The sequence below is a fragment of the Candidatus Dormiibacterota bacterium genome (assembly GCA_035544955.1).
Taxonomy (GTDB): Bacteria; Chloroflexota; Dormibacteria; order CF-121; family CF-121; genus CF-13.
Genome location: DASZZN010000005.1, coordinates 1 through 14,229 on the forward strand (window position 1 = coordinate 1; position 14,229 = coordinate 14,229).

The window sequence follows — 14,229 nt, forward strand, 5'->3', positions numbered from 1 at the left end:
CAGGACCAGCTGCCGAGCCCAGGGCAGTAGCCCGGTGGCGATTTCGAAACCCGAATTCTGCTTTCCCACGATGAAGACCCGTCGGTCCTTGTAGGTTTCGACCGGACGGAAGTCGCCGTAGTGCGGCACCTGCTCCAGACCCGGGGTCGGCGGCCGGTAGGGTTGGGCGACGCCAACGGCGAACACGACGACCGGCGCGCGGTACTCGCCCTCGGAGGTGGTGAGTACGAATTCCGCGCCGTCCTGGCGAGTCGATTCCCAGCGGGTTCCATGGCGCACCCGGATGCCGGTGCGCTCCGCGAACGCCTCCAGGCCTTTCTGCATCTCCGGCCGGGAGGGAAAGTACGATGTCCCGTCCATCAGGGCCGGCATCACCGCGCGATGCCGCTCGTCGTCGGCCAGCAGACTGTTCCAGTCGTAGCGTTCGTAGGCGCGCGACGTGTGCTCGACGCCGGTGAAGGGCTTGGTCCAGCTCAGCATGCGCTGGAACACCGGCCAGCGCCGGAACATGCCGCCCGGCGCCGGGTCGTCCGAGAGGACCGCGTGTTCGATGCCCACGCGGCTCAACGAATAGCTCAGCTGCAAGCCACCGGGCCCGCTGCCCACCACGACCAGTCGATAGCGGCCCGGAGGAAAAGGCTTCTGCGCTAGCTCAGCCACTTGGTTGTGTTCTTGAGCTTGCGTGCCTCCCCCTGTAGCAGGCGATACATGATGCGTGGATGCCGCGTCAGAAACCCCTCGAGCTGGGCGGCCGGCAGGACAAGACACCGCAAGGGCGTTTCCGCCACGATGTCGGCAACCGGTACCTCGCCGAGTAAGCACGAGATTTCGCCGAAGTAATCGCCGGCTTTGAGCGTGCTGCGGTCGACGTTGTCGACGCGGATCCCGGCGGTTCCCTCGAGGATGACGTAGAACCCCGATCCGCTGACGCCCTGGCGGAGGATTCGCTCGCCCTGCCCGAAAAAGGACTCATCAAAAAGGTGCGCGACTTCCTCGAGCTGCGGCCCGGTCAGGTCGGCGAAGAGCGAGAAGGCCGCGATGGTGTTGACCACGTCGTCTCGGACGGCCACTAAACCCCCTCCTTCGCCGGCTGTGTCGTGCCCGGGGTGGGCTCACGCTGGGGCGCCCTGGCCGGGTCCTGAATGCCGACCGCGTTTACGATCGCTCCAAGGATAAGGAGGGCCGCACCCACCATCATCGCCAGGTGGAAGGCGGTGGTCGATGCGTCGCGGACGAGATCCGCCATCAGCGGCACGCCGGATGGGTTGAGGGGGCTCACGGCTTTGCGGAAGTTCGGAACGTTGACATTGAAGTCAGGCCGCCGCGCGGCAATGTAACTGTAGAAGCTGGCGGTGATGAACACGAAGACCAAGGCGCCGGCCAGTTGCGGTCCGACCCGCGAGATCGCGTTGTTGATCGCGGACCCGAGCCCCGCGTTGTGCGCCGGCACCGATCGCATCAGCGCGGTCGTGAGGGGAGCCACTAGCATGCAGAGCCCCAACCCGAAGATGATCCCACCGGGCAGCAGATCGACGACGTACGACAGCGGCGGCAGGAAGGTCGAGGGGTTCTGCGGTTCGAGATGCCAGGGGGTGCTGGTCGCCGGCATGCGCGCGTACCACAGGACCCCGAGGGCCATGATTGCCGGCCCGACCGCCATGAAAAGGCGCGACCCGACTCGGCCCGCAATAGCGCCGAACCGGGGGGAGAGGAAGGTCAGAAAGAGCGCGCCCGGGATGCCGGCCAGCCCGGCCGCGGCGGCGGTGTAGCCGATCGTGCCCTGCATGAAGAGCGTCAGGTAATAGAAGGTGACATAGAGCGAGCCGTAGATCACGAGCGTCGAGATGTTCGTCACTGTGAAGTTACGCGAGCGAAACAGCGAGAGGGGAATCAAGGGATGCGGAACACGCGCCATGTAGAAGGGGAGGACTATCGTCGAGAGCACGCCGAGGGCAAGCGCAACGTAACCCAGCGGATCCTGCCAGTCGCGTTGCTGGCTGTAGATCGTACCGAAGGCGAGCCCACCTACGGCCAGCGCCACGATCGCGGCCCCCAGCCAGTCGAAATGCGCCGTGGCGGTTTCGTCACGGCTTTCCGGCACGTGGGCGTAGGTCGCCCAGAGCGCAATCAGGATCAGGGGCACGTTGATCAGGAACGCCGCACGCCAGGAGATCGTGTCTACCAACAGGCCGCCGACGAACGGACCGAGGATGGTGGTTGCGCCAGAGGCGCCGGCCCAGAGGCCGAAGGCTCGGCCCTGCGCCTCCCCCTCGAAGTTGGCGGTGAGGAGCGCGAGCGACCCGGGGACCAGGACGGCTCCGGCCACACCCTGGAGAACCCGAAACAGAACGAGAAGTTCCATGTTTGGGGCAAGACCGCACAGCACCGACGTCACGCCGAAGCCGACCAGGCCATAAAGGAACATCCGCTTGCGGCCGTAGTAGTCGCTGAGCGCGCCAGCCAGGATCAGCAGGGCGCTGAGCGTCAGCAGGTAGGCGTTGTACACGTAGGACTGGCCTTCCAGGATGCCGAACCAGAGTCGCGGCAGGTCCCGGCCGATGCGGGGGAGGGCGACGTTGACCACGGTGGAGTCGAGGAACACGATGCCGGACCCGAGCACGGCGGCAACCAGGATCCAGCGGCGCCGGTCGGTCATCTGCTCCCTCCTTCGGTCATCGCAGATTCTAAAACCCCGCCACGGACCAGCGCGAATTCCGCCTGCAATCAGCTCCGGACGGTGGCCGTTGCTCTCCCTCCGGCGGCGATGTTGTCCAGCCGGACCCGTCCCCAGCCCTCGCTGAGATGCGCGTCGATCCGCAAGGTTCCGTTGAACACGTCGAGGCCAAGCGCGGTGCGAAGCGCCAGAAGTGGCGCGCCGGCGGCCCATGCCTGTGGACGAGACGCGGTTGGATACTCGACAGGCGCTCCTGTCTCCTCACGGGCAAAGCCGGCAAAGACCTCGGGCAGTCGGTATTCGAACGCCTCCGCGGCCTGGACCAGCATGAGGGCCAGGTGCGAGGCCTCTTCGCGATAGCCATAGCGGCGCAGCCCCTCGGCTACTAACGCCGTGTCGTGCGGCCAAACCGTGCCATCGTGGTACTCGATCGGGTTGTAGCCGGCGTCGTTCGCCGACATCGTCCGAATCCCCCAGCCCGTGAACATCTCGGGCGACATCAGGCGCTTCGCCATCACGGCCGCGCGCTCTTCCGGCACGATGCCCGACCAGAGCAGGTGCCCGACGTTGGAGCTCATGGAGTCGACCTGCTTCTTTTCGCCGTCGAGCGCCAGCGCATAGTGGCCGCGAGCCTCGATCCAGTAATCGCGGTTGAAGCGCTCCCGTAGCGTCACCGCGTCACGTTCGAGGCGCTCGGCAAGTTGGGCGTCGTCCCAGACATCACGCGCGAGCCGAGCCATCCGCACGCGCGCATCGTACGCATAGCCCTGGATCTCACAAGTCGCGATCGGCCCCTTCGCCACCGAGCCGTCTTTGAAGAGGATCGAATTCCACGAGTCCTTCCAGCATTGGTTGGCGAGGCCTTCTTTCGAGCGGGTCTGATATTCGAGGTAGCCGTCACCGTCGCGATCGCCAAAGCGCTCCATCCATTCAAGCGCTTTCATCGCGGCCGGCTGCAAGCTTCGAACAAAGTCGCGGTCGCCAGCCCAGCGCTGGTACTCGTCAAGCAGGATCAGGAAGAGCGGTGTCGCGTCGTGCGTGCCGTAGTAGGGACTGTGCGGCCGCTCGCCTAGCATTGTGAGCTCGCCAAGTCGCAGCTCGTGCAGGATCTTTCCCGGTTCGGCATCACGAAAGTCATCCCGCTCTTTCGCCTGCCACGCGGTCAGCGCCTCGAGGGTCGTCCGTGCCAGGTGAGGCTGGAAGGGGAGTGCCTGGTAGGCGGTGATCAGGCTGTCGCGGCCGAACAGGGCCATGAACCACGGCAGGCCCGCAGCCGGTAGCGAATAGGAGAGCGTCTTGAGCGGGCGAAAACGCAGGGCGGCCAGGTCGATCAGGCTCTGACGGTAGGTGTGGCGCAGAACATCGTTGTCGGTCTCGAGCGTTGGCGCTTGCGCCATCCATTGTTCGAAGGTGGTTGGCATGTCCGGCTTTGGGTTGCCGAACGTGCGGTCACCGTGGTCAAGCCGGTTGGGCTCTCCGTCCCTCACCGGAAAAACATCGACACAGGTTTGCCATGACCCCCGCGGCTCCAGGTGCAGCTCAAACTGTGCCCGTTGGAGTCCCACCGAAAAATTCTCGCTGAATTCGATCACGGTGTCGCGCCGATAGGTATCTCGCGTGTAAGTCAAAGTGACCCGGCTGGGGCCGAGGTCCGTGTGCAACTGCCCCCGCTTCGGGGTGCGGTCTTTGACCTCGAAGAGGTCCGCGAAATCGCTGCCGTACTCGACCTCGATCATCACGGCCTGCGGACGATCACTGTGGTTGTGGACGGTCAAGTCTTCGTGGACCCCACGCGCCACGAAGCGGTCGCGCCGGATCGAGATGGGCGGGTTCTCGCCGACGCTGACGCTCGCCAGGGTCGCAAAGATGGACGCTGAGTAGTAGTCGACCGTTCGGCTGGTCAGGACATGGACCGGTTGGCCGTTGAGCAGCAGCCGCCAGGTGGAGAGCTGTCGCATGTCGGCATGGAAGAAGCCGTTGGCATCCTCGCTCGGTTCGACGTCGCCGGCCGCGTCGGAGACAAAGAACGTGTTCCCATCGAGCACGGTCAGGGTGCCGGCCATCGACCTAGAGTACTCACCTGGCAGCATCAACGTCGTATGGGTCGAGTCAAGCCTACTCAGTCAGGCAGGCTCGCCAGGTGTGACCAACCGCGACTCGTAGGCGGCTACCACCGCCTGGACGCGGTTCTCGACATTAAGCTTGTCGAGGATGTGGGCGACATGCGTCTTGACCGTCGCCTCGCTGACGAAAAGCGTTTGACCGATCGCCTCGTTGTTGAGGCCGCGGGCCATCAGGCGCAGCACCTCAACCTCGCGTTCGGTCAGCGACGACAGGTCGGGCGTCAACGAACTTCGCGCGCCACGTGAGGCGTAGCGCTCGATCAACCGTCGGGTGATCGATGGAGCGAGGAGGGCGTCACCGGCAACCACCAGGCGGACAGCCGCGATCAGCTGCTCGGGCGTGACGTCCTTGAGGAGAAAACCGCAGGCCCCGGCACGCAAGGCCCCGTAGACATATTCATCGAGATCGAAGGTCGTCAGGATCACGATCCGGCAGCTGCTCAGCCCGTTCTCGAGGATCTGCCGCGTGGCTTCGAGGCCATCCATCCGCGGCATGCGAACATCCATCAGCACCACGTCGGGTCGGTGGCGCTGGGCCAGCCCGACCGCCTGCTCACCATCCTGAGCCTCGCCGACGACCTCGAAATCGGGCTGCGACTCCAGGATCAGCCGGAAACCGGCCCGGACGAGCGACTGGTCGTCGACGATCAGGACGCGGGTGGTCACGGCGGATCGAGGGGCAGGCGGGCAAGAACGGCGTAGCCGCCCTCGGGACGCTTGCCCGCTTCCACCGTGCCGCCGAACAGTGCTACCCGCTCCTGCATGCCCACAAGGCCGCGCCCAATCCCGTCGGCCGGTGTGGCAATCGCTCCCTCGTCGATGATCTCGATCTCGAGTCCGTCCGGCGTGTAGCGCACGACGACCGCAGTTCGTGCGCCGCCCGCGTACTTCAGCGCGTTCGTCAGAGCCTCCTGCACGATTCGGTAGGCTGCCACGTCGAGGCCGGGCGGCAATGATTCGGGGGGACCTTCCACCTGCAGTTCGACCGGCAGGCCCGCCTCACGCACGCGTGCCACCAGTGCGTCGAGGCCGGCCATCCCCGGCTGCGGGGCGAGCGGTGGCGCCTCGCTGCCGTTTTCACTCAGCACGCCGAGGAGTCGGCGCAACTCGGCCATCGCCTCATGCCCGCTTGCTTCGACGGCGAGCAAGGACTCGCGGGCCGCCTCGGGCTTGTCGTCCATCACCTTTCGCGCGGCACCGGCCTGCACGACCATGACGCTGACACTGTGAGCGACGACGTCGTGCAGTTCACGGGCGATGTGGCGACGCTCCGTCTCAGCCGCAGCGGCCACGGCTTCGGCGCGTTCCTGCTCGAGCTGATGAGCCCGCTCTCGTTGCTGGTCGGCTTGCCCCTGCCTGCTCGCGATTTCGCTGCCGAACAGGTATGAGGCTCCGAGCAGAGCTAAAGGCAGCACCTCATTCGGGATGGGCAGCGCCGAGGATCCATTGCGTCCGCTGGTGTACTCGATCGCGATCCCGCCCGCACTAAGAAAGACGAGGAAAACGGCCACGATCCGATGCCGCGTGTAGATCCCGAGTGACACGGCGGCGCTGAGTACCGCGATGAGCGCAGCGAAACCGATGTTGTTCGCGCCGAAGGCAATCCCCGCAATGCCGACCGCAAACACCGCGATTGGCCAGCGCCGGCGGACGAGCAAGGGAACGGTGCAAAGAAAGACGGCCGGCGTGAAATGGCCGGTGTTGAGACCCTCCCCGATGGCCCATGCGGTCAGGCCCAGCGCCAGGACAACGTCCCGTTGACGGATGTCGAACCGGCGGGGGAGCGTGCGTAGGTCCCGCACAAGAGGACTGTAGCGAGCGGTGGCGTCGCGTGCATCCACCGGCGGGATGATTCCCGGTAGGTCCCGGGGATGACTGGCCTTCGGAATCACTCCTGCGGGCGAGCCGAATTCGTCTTGGGAGCGGACGACGCCAGCGGCGATCCGCCATAGGCTGCGGCCATCACACGGGGGCCATCAAGCCCAAAGGAGCGTGCTCCATGAGCCAGCTCATCGAGCTAAACGGTGTTAGCAAGATTTACAACGGCGAACGCGGGCATGCGGCGCTCGATTCGGTTTCTCTCGACATCCACGCCGGCGAGGTAACCGCCGTGATGGGACCGTCGGGCAGCGGGAAGTCGACGCTCCTCAACGTCATCGGCGGGCTGGATCGGCCGACGAAGGGAACGGTGCTGGTCGACGGCGCCGACCTCGGCCGGCTCAGCGAGGCGGGCCTGGCGCGTTTCCGTCGGACGACGGTCGGGATCATCTTCCAGTTCTTCAACTTGCTCAACAACCTGACGGCGTTGGACAACGTCACGATCCCGGCCCAGCTCGCGGGAATCAAGCCATCCCAGACGAGGCGGCGTGCCCTGGAGCTCCTTGAACGCCTGGGAATCGCGTCGTTGCGCGACCAGTACCCTGCCCGCCTGAGCGGCGGCGAGCGTCAGCGAGTGGCGATCGCCCGCGCGCTGATCAACAATCCGGTGCTGCTGCTGGCGGACGAACCAACCGGCGCGCTCGATTCACAGTCTGGCGACCAGGTGATGGCCATCCTTTCTGACCTGAACCGGAGCGGCCAGACCCTCGTGCTTGTTACCCACGACGAGCGACTGGCGCGGTCGGCTGCCACCCGCGTGGTCCGCCTGATCGATGGGGCCATCCTCGACGACCGCCGCGATGCGGCTCACGGCCTGGTGCAGGTCCAATGAGCGCCGTCTTGCGAAAGACCCTCGCCGACATGCGCCGGCGCAAGGTCCAGACTGCCGTCATTGCGCTCGTTCTGTTGTTATCCAGCCTTTCAGCGACACTTGCGCTGACCCTGCTCGTTGAGTCGGACGCTCCCTTTGACCACGCGTTTCAGCAGGTGCAGGGCGCGCATCTGACCATGACTTTTGCCGCGTCGGCGGTCACCGAGGCCGAGTTGAGGACGACCGGGCGGGCGTCGGGTGTGAGCGCCTTCGCCGGACCATGGCGCGTTATCCCCTGGTCGATCGAGCAACCCGATGGGCAAACGTTCACCCTGCCCCTCGCCGGACGCGACGGCCCCGGCGGTGCGGTCGACCGTCTGACACTGGTCAGAGGGCGCTGGGCGCAACTCGCCAACGAAGTGGTCCTCTCCCAGCAGTATGCGGACAAAGGTGGGACGCAGCTTGGAGACACAGTGACGGCCGGTAGCGGCGACCAGCCCGGCGCGATGACCGTCGTCGGCATCGCCGTTGGCGTCGGCAATGAACCGGGTGCCTGGACACTTCCGGCAGGGGTGCCACTGCTCACCAGCGGGAAATTCCGGACGACCTACCTGATGGAGTACCGGTTGGTACATGCCGGCACGCAGCACGACATCAACGTCGTGGCCGATGCGATCAGCGCCTCTTTCCGGCAGGGTGCTGTGCTCGATAGCAGTAGCTACCTGACCGCCAAGCTTGACGCTGATCGGACGACCGCCGTGATGATCCCGTTTCTCCTCGCCTTCAGCGCCTTTGCACTGCTGGCATCGGCCTTCATCATCGTCAACCTCGTGAGCGGGGCCGTGATTGCCGGCACGCGCGATATCGGGATCATGAAATCCGTCGGGTTCACGCCGACCCAGGTGGTCGCGGTGCTGGCTGGCCAGATGCTCATCCCGGCGCTCGTCGGCTGCCTCGCCGGGGTGCCGCTCGGCATCCTCCTCAGCCAGCCGTTCCTGGCGGACACCGCACACGCCTTCAACCTGCCGCAGACATTCGGGTTCGCGCCCGGACACGATGCGCTTGGAGTCCTGGCGATCCTTCTGGTCGTCATCGCGACCACGGTCCTGGTCTCCTTGCGCGCCGGCCGCATGACGGCCGCGACGGCGATCGCCACCGGCAGCGCTCCAGCGGCAGGCCACGGTTACCAGCTTGCCCGGATCGCGGCGCGCCTTCCCCTGCCACGCGCCCTGACGTTTGGCGCCGGCGAGTCCCTCGCCAGGGCAGGGCGGTCGGCCATGACCGTAGGCGCCATCCTGATCGGGGTTGCGACAGTTGCGTTTAGCCTGGGGCTCAGTCGATCCCTTGCCGATGTCAAGGCTGGACTAGCGCGCGACCAGCAAGTGCAAGTCAGTGTCTTTCGCCAGGGTGGGGGAGGCGAGGGCAAAGGCCCGGTCAGCGGTCCGACCGACCAGCAGATGACAGCCCTGATCGGCGCGCAGCCGGGAACGGCGCGGTTCGTTCCTGAAACCCAGGTGGACGTCGCCGTGGCGGGCGCCGGCGAGCCGGTTCCACTGACGGCATATCGCGGCGACGCTTCATGGCTCGGCTACCCCATCATCGCGGGTCGCTGGTTCAGTTCGGCCGGCGAGGCGGTGGCGCCGACGGCGTTCTTTACCAGGACTGGACAACACGTGGGCGATACGATCACCGTAACCCTTAGTGGCCAAGACCTGCACCTGAGGCTCGTGGGTGAGATCTTCGACATCCAGGGGGACAACGTCCTCCTGCGGACGGCCTGGGGAAGCCTCTCCGGCAACCCAGAGGCGCACCAATACGAAATCCAGCTGCGGCCCGGCACCAATGCCAACGTCTATGCCGGCGCCATGGCGTCGGGCAACCCGGGGATCGGCATCGACGTCCGCGGCCGGGGCGGCGTTGACACGGCGTTCATCCTGATCAACAGCACTCTTGCCGGACTCGCGCTGATCCTGACGCTGATCGCGCTCGCCGGCGTCTTTAACACCGTGGTCCTCAACACCCGCGAGAAGGCTCGTGACATCGCCATCCTGAAGGGGATCGGGATGACGCCGTGGCAGGTGACCGCGATGGTCCTGGCATCGGTCTCGCTGCTCGGCATCGTGGGTACCCTCGTCGGCCTGCCGGCCGGCATGGTCCTCCACCGGAACATCCTGGTTTTGATGGGCCAGATCGCATCCGGGACCAACATCCCAAGCCAGTACTTCAACGTTTTCGACCTGGGCCTGTTGATTGGCCTGGCCGCCAGCGGACTCTTGATCGCCATGATCGGCGCGCTCATTCCCGCGCAATGGGCGGCCCGCTCCCGGGTGACGGAGGTGCTCCAGACCGAGTAGCGGTTAGAAGTGCACTCGAAGCTCGCCGAACGCGTGCAAGATGAGGAGGCGCCCGTCGGCATGGGTGACCTCCTCCTTTTCCAGCCGCCAGGTGTGCTCGTGTGGAATGAACACGGCGTTGAGCCCGGCCCGCAAGGCCGGGTTGATGTCGGAGCGTGGAGAATTCCCGATCATCCAGGTGCGAGTGGGGTCGAGGTCCCGCTCCCTGGCGATCGCCCGGTAGGTATCAACGGCTTTCTCATGGACGACGGCGCTCGCGGTAAAGCGTGACTCCAGTCCGGATCGCTCGATCTTGAGACGCTGCTCCTCGGGATGACCCTTGGTCACCAGCATCAGGTCATGCCGACCCGCGAGGTAGTCGATCGTTTCCGCCACTTCTGGGATGAGCGTCAGTGGCTGGCTTGCGATCCGCTGGCCCAGTTGCACCACATGCTCGATGTCTTCCGGCCGCACGTCTCGTTCGGCGAGCCGCTCGTACGTCTGCTGCAGGTTTTTCGTGAAAGCAGCTGACCCGTACCCGTGCACGGCGATATTCAGACGCTCGACCTCATCGAGCGCCGCGCGAACCTGCTCCCGGCCCATCGACGAGTGCCCGAGAAAGTCGATAAACGCCTCGATCGCCTGCTCGAAGTAGACGTTGTTCTCCCAGAGCGTGTCGTCGCCGTCGATCAGAAGGAACTGGCGGCTGATCGCAGGTGCCATCGCTTCAAGGCTACCGTTCGTCGCTTGTCCGGCTTCAGCGGCGAGCGTTTGTTAGGGTTCCCCGGTTCAGAGCGTATATACACTGTGGCCGGCTATGAGCAGCGTGCGCCTGGACAACCTGTGGAAGCCGGCGACGATCGGCCGTTAACTGCCGAGGTGCTCTGCGCCCGGTATGCGCAACGCGTCTATCGCTTTGCCGCCATGGTGGCGGCGGGCGACGTCGAGGCCGAGGACCTTGCCCAAGATGCCCTGGTGCGCGCCATCCGGAATTTGGGACGGTTCGACGCCAGTCGCGGGACGGTGGAGACCTGGCTGTGGCGGATCGTGGTCAACAGCGCGATCGATGCCGGTCGTGTTTCTGCCAGGCGTCGCCTCCTCTGGGAGCGATTTCGATCGCAGCCCACGTTGGGCGAGAACGTCGAAGACCTTGCGCTGATGCGGATCACGGCGGCCGAGCTGCTGGCGGCCGTCCGGCGGCTCCGGCCTCGGGAGCGGGGCATGATCGCATTGCGGTTTGGCGCGGGTCTCGGTTTCGCGGAGGTCGGGGCAGCATACGGTATCAGCCCAGCAGCAGCGACCATGGCGATCCGGCGAGCGCTCGACACCCTGCGCATCCTTCTGAAGGAGACGAGATGAGTACCAGCCTTGAAGATCGTTTGGCCGACCTCGATTTGCCGATGCCGGACACGCTGGTGCCGCGGGTCCTCGCCCGGGTGGCCGAGCCCGCTGCCCGGCGCACCAGTTCGGTGCAACGCCGTCCCCGGTGGGCAACCGTCGCGCTGGCGGTGGTAGTGCTCATCGTCGCGGTGAGTGGGGCCACGTTCTATGCGCCGCGATTCGCGCAGGCCTTGGCCGATGCCCCGATCGTCGGAACCGCCGTGGGTCCGGCACTGCGGTCGGCAGGGCTTGCCGGCTTGCAGGGGCGCTTCACCGCCCTGGACAGCCGCGCAACGTCGTCCGGTTACACGGTGCGGCTGGTCGCCGGTTACGCCGACAAGAACCAGACCGTCCTCGTGCTCAGCGTGGATCCGCCCGACCACATGCTTTTCGGGCGGACCGAGCTGACCGATCAGTTTGGTCGTGCGATTGCGATCAGTGGCGGGGTCTCGGACGCGCGAACCGGCGACAACGTCCTGATCTTCGATGGCCTCCCGTGGCCTGATTCGTTCCTCGGTGCGCGTCTCCGCCTGCATGCCAGCACACTCGGAGCTGCTGCGGGCGGCCAAGCGGTGGCCGGCGACTGGACGCTGCAGGGCACGATTCCGGTTGAGTCGAGTCGCCGATTGCCGCAGCCCGCCGCAGGAAGCCTGGGTGACTCGACGGTCCGCTTCACCAAGGTCGAGGCAACCAGCGCCACGGTTTCCGTCTACATGGAGATTAGCGGGCCATTGGCGGGGCAACTCGACCGGATGGTTGGGCCGACGATTCCCTACGTAGCCAAGCCGCATCTGGCCTTCTCTTATGAACTCGTCGACGCCGGCGATCGCGTCGCAACCCATATGAACGGGACGGGCTCGACTGGGATTGGACCTGCCGCCCAGGTCTGGGCTGGTTGGGTGATCACGCACCCGGGCGACTATCGGCTCCGGATCGCCTACGAGGGTGTGGGCAGTTTCGAGAGGATGATCACCGTCCCGTAATTCGGCCCGCACCCAGTGGAACCACCGGACCGGCTGGGTGGTATGAAGGGTTAGCAATCGATCCGTGGAGGGCCGGCCACTGGACGACATAGCGCTTGTCGAGCGCGCACGACACGGCGATGTCAACGCTTATGAAGCACTTGTCCAGCAGTACCAGCAGCTGGCGTTTCGGGTCGCCTACCAGGTCACCGGTGACGCCGCCGAGGCGGAGGATGCCGCGCAGGAGGCATTCGTGAACGCCTTCTACGCGCTCGGCCGTTTCCACGCCGGCGCGCCGTTCAAGCCCTGGCTGTGCCGGATCGTCGCCAACGAAGCGCGTAATCGCCGGACGTCGGCCCGTCGGCGGACCGTCATGGCCGAGCGCGCCTTGGTCGCCCAATCCTCGGGGGACTCGGCCCAGTCCCCCGAGGCCGCGGCCGAGGCGAACGAGTTTCGCTCCACCCTGGTGGCGACCTTGAAGACGCTGCGCGAAGATGATCGCCTCATCCTTGCCTACCGGCTCTTCTTCGATCTGTCCGAGGCCGAGATGGCGGAGGCGCTCGACTGCCCACGGGGTACCGTGAAGTCGCGCCTCTCCCGGGCGCTCGCGCGCCTTCGTGCCGCTCTGCCGGCCGACATCCGCATGCCCGTCGCGGGGGGAGAGACCGATGGCTGATCCGATGGGCATGACCGACGTCGAGCTGGAGCGAGCGCTCCGGGACCTCGGGCCGCGCTATCCGTACCCAGCGACCCCCAACCTGGCGAGCCGCGTGCGCCTGCGAATCACCGCCCTACCGGTTGCTCAGCCGCGCCGGCTCGAGCTCTGGCGCGATCCGCGCCGGCTCGCCCTGGTGGCCGCGGTGCTGCTCGTCCTGCTGGGCGCCGCGGCCCTGGCCAACCCCGTGACACGCGATGCCATCGCGCACTTCTTCCACGTTCGGGGGGTCATCGTGAACCGCGAGACGTCGCCGCTTCCATCGCTGTCTCCAGTAACGCCGCTGGACCTCGGGCGTCGCACCACCATCGCCGACGCCCAATCGAGGGTGAGCTTTACCATCGCCGTACCCGCCGAGGTCGGCCAACCGGAGGCGGTCTATGTCGTGAGCGGGATTCCTGGAGGCGAGGTCGCGCTAGCCTACACACCGCGCCCGGGCATCCCGTTGGTCAACCAAACCGGCTTGGGCTTGCTCATCAGCGAGTTTCGCGGCGACCTCATCCCGGGCTTCATCACCAAAAGCGTCGGGCCGGGCACGACGCTGGAGGAAGTCTCGGTCCACGGCGACACCGGCTGGTGGATCGCGGGCCAGCCTCACATGATTTACGTTCAGGTCGCGGGCCAGAGTCAGCCGGTGACGTTGCGCATGGCTGCCAACACGCTGATCTGGGAGCATGTCGGCGTCACCTACCGGATCGAATCCGGCCTCTCGAAGGCCGACGTCTTCAAGATCGCGGCCGGTCTTCCCTAGGCGCGCCCCGTTGCCGGCGGTGAATGGTCTCCGGGTCCCACCGCCGCCGGCTCCGGGCGCGTTGATGCATTGTTCCTGCCCCCCGTGACAGCTGTCTGTCGAAGCCTCCTCCGCACGCCACTCCAGATGGCTTCACAGGTGATTCACAACTCTCGCGCAGGATGGAACGCAGCGGGGAATCACAAAACCGCCGCCCTTTCCACACCGGGGGCGGCTGAAGGAGAACGACATGAACGATTACAGAACTCGAGGTAGGAGCCGGACGCTTAAGTGGCTCGGGCTTGGCCTGGGGCTGGCGCTCTTCGGTCGGCGCCGCTTGGTGCGTCGACTGTTGATGGCCCGGATGCTTACGCGCGGATTCGGCCGCTACGGCGGCGGCGGACCATGGGGCCGCTTCGGCGGCTACGGCTCCGGCGGTCCTGGTGGATATCAGCAGACCTTCACGCTCCCGCCCTTCATCGAGGCGACGCTGCGTGCCTGGCACGACCGGGCGCACGGAACGCCCCAGCCACCGACAGGTCCGTCAGGAACCGTCCAGCTCTGATTTCCCCTCCCTCCCGATTGAGGCGGAGTCCCCACTCCGCCTCAACTTTCTCAACCTT

General features: G+C 66.0%; 14 protein-coding genes. 7 read left to right on the forward strand and 7 right to left on the reverse strand.

Going from position 1 to position 14,229, the window contains the following annotated elements; genetic code table 11:
* The 6 genes from VHK65_00525 to VHK65_00550 form a co-directional block, all read right to left on the reverse strand.
* Positions 1-660: NAD(P)-binding domain-containing protein (locus tag VHK65_00525; protein HVS04636.1), on the reverse strand; the 660-nt coding region annotated here is incomplete at its 3' end.
* Positions 648-1,070, reverse strand: coding sequence for a cyclic nucleotide-binding domain-containing protein (locus VHK65_00530; GenBank protein HVS04637.1), 423 nt, complete (start codon positions 1,068-1,070; stop codon positions 648-650). The genes VHK65_00530 and VHK65_00525, both read right to left, overlap by 13 nt.
* Positions 1,070-2,656 carry an MFS transporter gene (locus VHK65_00535; GenBank protein HVS04638.1) on the reverse strand — a complete coding sequence of 529 codons (1,587 nt, stop codon included), beginning with the start codon at positions 2,654-2,656 and terminating at the stop codon, positions 1,070-1,072. The genes VHK65_00530 and VHK65_00535 overlap by 1 nt, the downstream gene beginning before the upstream one ends.
* 68 nt (positions 2,657-2,724) lie before the next feature.
* Positions 2,725-4,737, reverse strand: a complete 2,013-nt coding sequence (locus VHK65_00540; protein ID HVS04639.1) for a glycogen debranching N-terminal domain-containing protein — start codon at positions 4,735-4,737, stop codon at positions 2,725-2,727.
* A gap of 60 nt (positions 4,738-4,797) precedes the next feature.
* A complete protein-coding gene (locus VHK65_00545; protein HVS04640.1) occupies positions 4,798-5,463 on the reverse strand; it encodes a response regulator transcription factor in 666 nt (221 codons plus the stop codon).
* Entirely contained in the window at positions 5,460-6,599 is a 1,140-nt protein-coding gene (locus tag VHK65_00550; GenBank protein HVS04641.1) for a histidine kinase, read from the reverse strand. The genes VHK65_00545 and VHK65_00550 overlap by 4 nt, the downstream gene beginning before the upstream one ends.
* A gap of 197 nt (positions 6,600-6,796) precedes the next feature.
* Here VHK65_00550 and VHK65_00555 point away from each other — a divergent pair, with 197 nt between their 5' ends.
* Together VHK65_00555 and VHK65_00560 are read left to right on the forward strand one after the other, a co-directional pair.
* Positions 6,797-7,507: an ABC transporter ATP-binding protein gene (locus tag VHK65_00555; GenBank protein ID HVS04642.1), complete on the forward strand. Its 711-nt coding sequence runs from the start codon at positions 6,797-6,799 to the stop codon at positions 7,505-7,507.
* Positions 7,504-9,840, forward strand: a complete 2,337-nt coding sequence (locus VHK65_00560; GenBank protein HVS04643.1) for an FtsX-like permease family protein — start codon at positions 7,504-7,506, stop codon at positions 9,838-9,840. Before VHK65_00555 ends, VHK65_00560 begins: the two co-directional genes overlap by 4 nt.
* Positions 9,841-9,843: 3 nt before the next feature.
* Here VHK65_00560 and VHK65_00565 read toward each other — a convergent pair whose 3' ends face one another.
* Positions 9,844-10,542, reverse strand: a complete 699-nt coding sequence (locus VHK65_00565) for an HAD family hydrolase (protein ID HVS04644.1) — start codon at positions 10,540-10,542, stop codon at positions 9,844-9,846.
* Positions 10,543-10,662: 120 nt separating this feature from the next.
* Between VHK65_00565 and VHK65_00570 the strand changes: the two genes are divergently transcribed.
* From VHK65_00570 to VHK65_00590, 5 genes are all read left to right on the forward strand, one after another.
* The gene (locus VHK65_00570) at positions 10,663-11,178 is read left to right on the forward strand and encodes a sigma-70 family RNA polymerase sigma factor (protein ID HVS04645.1); all 516 of its coding nucleotides are present in this window, start codon (positions 10,663-10,665) and stop codon (positions 11,176-11,178) included.
* The gene (locus tag VHK65_00575) at positions 11,175-12,182 is read left to right on the forward strand and encodes a DUF4179 domain-containing protein (GenBank protein ID HVS04646.1); all 1,008 of its coding nucleotides are present in this window, start codon (positions 11,175-11,177) and stop codon (positions 12,180-12,182) included. The genes VHK65_00570 and VHK65_00575 overlap by 4 nt, the downstream gene beginning before the upstream one ends.
* A gap of 64 nt (positions 12,183-12,246) precedes the next feature.
* Positions 12,247-12,837 (forward strand): sigma-70 family RNA polymerase sigma factor, encoded by a 591-nt coding sequence (locus VHK65_00580; GenBank protein HVS04647.1) that lies wholly within the window; start codon positions 12,247-12,249, stop codon positions 12,835-12,837.
* The gene (locus VHK65_00585; protein ID HVS04648.1) at positions 12,830-13,627 is read left to right on the forward strand and encodes a hypothetical protein; all 798 of its coding nucleotides are present in this window, start codon (positions 12,830-12,832) and stop codon (positions 13,625-13,627) included. The genes VHK65_00580 and VHK65_00585 overlap by 8 nt, the downstream gene beginning before the upstream one ends.
* Positions 13,628-13,856: 229 nt before the next feature.
* The gene (locus VHK65_00590; GenBank protein ID HVS04649.1) at positions 13,857-14,171 is read left to right on the forward strand and encodes a hypothetical protein; all 315 of its coding nucleotides are present in this window, start codon (positions 13,857-13,859) and stop codon (positions 14,169-14,171) included.
* Positions 14,172-14,229: the final 58 nt, after the last annotated feature.

Coding starts and splice junctions, on each gene's coding strand:
- VHK65_00575 (HVS04646.1), top strand. CDS start 11,175: ATGAGTACCAGCCTTGAAGATCGTTTGGCCGACCTCGATTTGCCGATG.
- VHK65_00585 (HVS04648.1), top strand. CDS start 12,830: ATGGCTGATCCGATGGGCATGACCGACGTCGAGCTGGAGCGAGCGCTC.
- VHK65_00560 (HVS04643.1), top strand. CDS start 7,504: ATGAGCGCCGTCTTGCGAAAGACCCTCGCCGACATGCGCCGGCGCAAG.
- VHK65_00565 (HVS04644.1), bottom strand. CDS start 10,542: ATGGCACCTGCGATCAGCCGCCAGTTCCTTCTGATCGACGGCGACGAC.
- VHK65_00555 (HVS04642.1), top strand. CDS start 6,797: ATGAGCCAGCTCATCGAGCTAAACGGTGTTAGCAAGATTTACAACGGC.
- VHK65_00535 (HVS04638.1), bottom strand. CDS start 2,656: ATGACCGACCGGCGCCGCTGGATCCTGGTTGCCGCCGTGCTCGGGTCC.
- VHK65_00540 (HVS04639.1), bottom strand. CDS start 4,737: ATGGCCGGCACCCTGACCGTGCTCGATGGGAACACGTTCTTTGTCTCC.
- VHK65_00590 (HVS04649.1), top strand. CDS start 13,857: ATGAACGATTACAGAACTCGAGGTAGGAGCCGGACGCTTAAGTGGCTC.